The sequence below is a fragment of the Inquilinus sp. CA228 genome, assembly GCF_052078665.1.
Classification (GTDB): domain Bacteria; phylum Pseudomonadota; class Alphaproteobacteria; order DSM-16000; family Inquilinaceae; genus Inquilinus.
Genome location: NZ_JBQJIK010000164.1, coordinates 1 through 3,034, shown reverse-complemented (window position 1 = coordinate 3,034; position 3,034 = coordinate 1). Strand labels below are relative to the sequence as shown.

At 70.5% G+C, this 3,034-nt stretch carries 3 protein-coding genes and 1 pseudogene; all 4 read left to right on the top strand.

Going from position 1 to position 3,034, the window contains the following annotated elements; genetic code table 11:
- Positions 1-500 (top strand): annotated as a pseudogene (locus ACTOWL_RS37675) (thymidine phosphorylase); the annotation flags it as partial.
- A 2-nt stretch (positions 501-502) separates the two neighbouring features.
- Positions 503-1,462 carry a DMT family transporter gene (locus tag ACTOWL_RS37670; protein ID WP_441326430.1) on the top strand — a complete coding sequence of 320 codons (960 nt, stop codon included), beginning with the start codon at positions 503-505 and terminating at the stop codon, positions 1,460-1,462.
- An 11-nt stretch (positions 1,463-1,473) separates the two neighbouring features.
- Positions 1,474-2,445 carry an adenosine deaminase gene (locus ACTOWL_RS37665; protein ID WP_441326429.1) on the top strand — a complete coding sequence of 324 codons (972 nt, stop codon included), beginning with the start codon at positions 1,474-1,476 and terminating at the stop codon, positions 2,443-2,445.
- Positions 2,446-2,472: 27 nt separating this feature from the next.
- On the top strand, positions 2,473-2,820 hold the full coding sequence (locus ACTOWL_RS37660) for a RidA family protein (RefSeq protein WP_441326428.1): 348 nt from the start codon (positions 2,473-2,475) through the stop codon (positions 2,818-2,820).
- Positions 2,821-3,034: the final 214 nt, after the last annotated feature.

Here is a 3,034-nt window from a genome sequence, read left to right as displayed (position 1 = left end):
GGGAGGTGCCGGCCCGGCTGACCGCCGTGCTGCTGGTGATCGGCGGCCTGGCCGCCGATGCCGAGGCCGGCCGGGTCATGGTCGAGCATGCGCTCGCCAGCGGCGCCGCGGCGGAGCGCTTCGCCCGCATGGTCCGCGACCTGGGCGGCCCGGCCGACATCCTGGAGAAGGACCACCTGCCGGCGGCGCCGGTGGTGCGGCCGATCGCGGCGGAGCGCGACGGCGTCGTCGCCGCGGTCGACGCCCGGGCGATCGGCGTCGCCGTCGTCGCGCTGGGCGGCGGGCGCACCCGGCCGGAGGACGGCGTCGACCACGCCGTCGGCCTGACCGGGATTGCCGCCATCGGCGAGGCCGTCGGCCCGAAGGGCCGGCCGCTGGCCCTGCTGCACGCCCGCGACGAAGCCTCGGCCGCCGCGGCCGAAGCCGCGATCCGCGCCGCCGTCACCGTGGCCGACACCGCGCCGGCCCAGCCGGCGCTGGTCGCCGAGCGGATCGCCTGAGCATGGACACACAGGCCGCGACCGCGCCGCCGCAGGCGAAGCAGTCTGCGGCGCAGGGCATCGCGCTCTACACCGGCGGCATCTTCCTCCTGTGCATCATGGACGCCATGATCAAATGGCTGTCGGCCGACTATCCGATCGCCCAGATCGTGTTCTTCCGCGCCTCGATCGGGCTGATCCCGACCCTGGTGATGCTGTATCGGCCGCCGGGGCTGAAGGCGCTGCGGACCCGCCGGGTCGGGGTGCATCTGATGCGCGGCCTGGTCGGCGTCGTCGGCACCTTCGGCTTCTTCTGGGCCTTCGCGGTGATGCCCTTGGCCGACGCCTATGCCATCGGCTTCGCCGCGCCGATGTTCATCACCGCGATGTCGGTGCCGATCCTGGGCGAGAGGGTCGGCCTCAAGCGCTGGCTGGCCGTGCTGGTCGGCTTCGCCGGGGTGATGATCATGATCCGGCCGGGCGGCGAGGGCAGCAGCTTCGGCAGCGGCGGCGCGATCGCGCTGCTGGCCACCGCGGCCTATGCCCTGTCGATGGTGCTGATGCGCCTCTACAGCCGCACCGAGACCAACGCCTCGATGATCTTCTACGCCACCATCGTCATCGTCGCCGTCGCCGGGGTGCAGATGCCCTTCGTCTGGGTCACCCCGACCTGGAAGGACGCCGGACTGCTCGCCGTGCTCGGCCTGCTCGGCGGCATCGGCGCGATCATGATGGCGCAGGCCTATCGCGTGGCCACGCCGTCGATCGTGGTGCCGTTCGAATACACCGGCATGATCTGGGGCGTCGGGCTGGGCTTCATGCTGTGGGGCGACGTGCCCGATCTGTGGATCTGGGTCGGCTCGGCGGTGGTCGTCGCCAGCGGCCTGTACATCCTGCACCGCGAGACGCGGACCCGGTCGCCGGTCTCGCCGCCCGCGGGGGCGACCGACCCGGCCGGCGAGAGCGGGGTGTCGGCATCATGACGGAGGTTGCGATGCTGCCGAAGGTGGAGCTTCACCTGCATCTGGAGGGCGCGGCCAGCCCGGACCTGGTCCGCCGCCTGGCCGACCGGCATGGCATGACCCTGCCGGCGGAGCTGTTCAACGCCCAGGGCGAGTTCGCCTGGACCACCTTCCTGCATTTCCTCAAGGTCTACGACGTCGCCAGCACGGTGATCAAAACCGAGCAGGATTATCGCGATGTCACCTACGAATACCTGAGGGCCTGCGCCGCCGAGGGCGCGATCTATGTCGAGCTGATGTCCTCGCCCGACCATGCCGCTGCGGCCGGCCTGTCGTATCAGGGCCATCTCGACGGCATCGTCCGGGGCATCGAGGATGCGCGGGCCGAGACCGGCATCGAATCCCGCATCATCGTCACCTGCGTCCGCCATCTCGGGACCGAGCGCGGAGTCGAGGTGGCGAAGCTGGCGGCGAAGCACCCGCATCCGCTGGTCACCGGCTTCGGCATGGGCGGCGACGAGGCCGGCTTCCCGCCGCGCCTGTTCGCCCAGGCCTTCCGCATCGCCCATGAGGAGGCCGGCCTGGCCTGCAACGTCCATGCCGGCGAGGCGGCGGGGCCGGAAAGCGTGTGGGCGGCGCTGCGCCTGCCGGTGGCCCGCATCGGCCACGGCGTGCGCTCGATCGAGGACCCGACCCTGGTGCGCGAGCTGGCCGATCGCGGCATGGTGCTGGAGGTCTGCCCGACCAGCAACGTCGCCACCAAGGTCTATCCCGACTATCGTGCCCATCCGCTGCGCCAGCTGATGGAGGCCGGGGTGAAGGTGACGCTGAACAGCGACGACCCGCCCTATTTCGCCACCACCATCGGCCGCGAATACGACGTGGCGGAGCGGCATTTCGGCCTCGACGAGGCGGCGCTGCGGCAGGTCACCCGCACCGCGCTGCAGGCCGCCTTCGTCGACGAACCCACCCGGGCCCGGCTGCTGGCCAGGCTCGAGCCCTGATCCCACCCGAAGCAGAAAGAGGATTCCATGACCATCAAGCGCATCGGCGTCGGCCCGCGCATGAGCGCGGCCGTCATCCATGGCGACCGCGTGTTCCTGGCCGGCCAGGTGGCCGAGATCCCGACGACGGACGTGACCGACCAGACCCGGCAGATCCTGGCCGCGATCGACGGGATCCTGGCCGAGGCCGGCACCGACAAGACCAAGCTGCTGACCGCCAATATCTGGCTGGCCGACATCGCCGATTTCGCGGCGATGAACGCGGCCTGGGACAAGTGGGTCTCGCCAGGCAACACCCCGGCCCGCGCCACGGTCGAAAGCAAGCTGGCTGGCCCGGAATACCGGGTCGAGATCCAGGTCACCGCGGCGATCTGACCGCAGCGGCCTTTCCTATACCTGTCATTGCCGGGCTTGACCCGACAATCCAGAGAGCGTCGACACCTTCTGGATGCCCGGGTCAAGCCCACGGGTGTCCGGTTTAGTTTCAGGCCCATTGGAGGACCAATTGGTCTGGATTGGAGGCAGGGCTAGGCTCGGGTTGGAGCAAGCGGTCGATGCGCCTGCGCTGCATCAGGTTGACGCGGACCAG

Excerpts from the sequence above, each read along its gene's own strand:
- ACTOWL_RS37670 (WP_441326430.1), top strand. The coding sequence starts at position 503 with ATGGACACACAGGCCGCGACCGCGCCGCCGCAGGCGAAGCAGTCTGCG.
- ACTOWL_RS37665 (WP_441326429.1), top strand. The coding sequence starts at position 1,474 with ATGCTGCCGAAGGTGGAGCTTCACCTGCATCTGGAGGGCGCGGCCAGC.
- ACTOWL_RS37660 (WP_441326428.1), top strand. The coding sequence starts at position 2,473 with ATGACCATCAAGCGCATCGGCGTCGGCCCGCGCATGAGCGCGGCCGTC.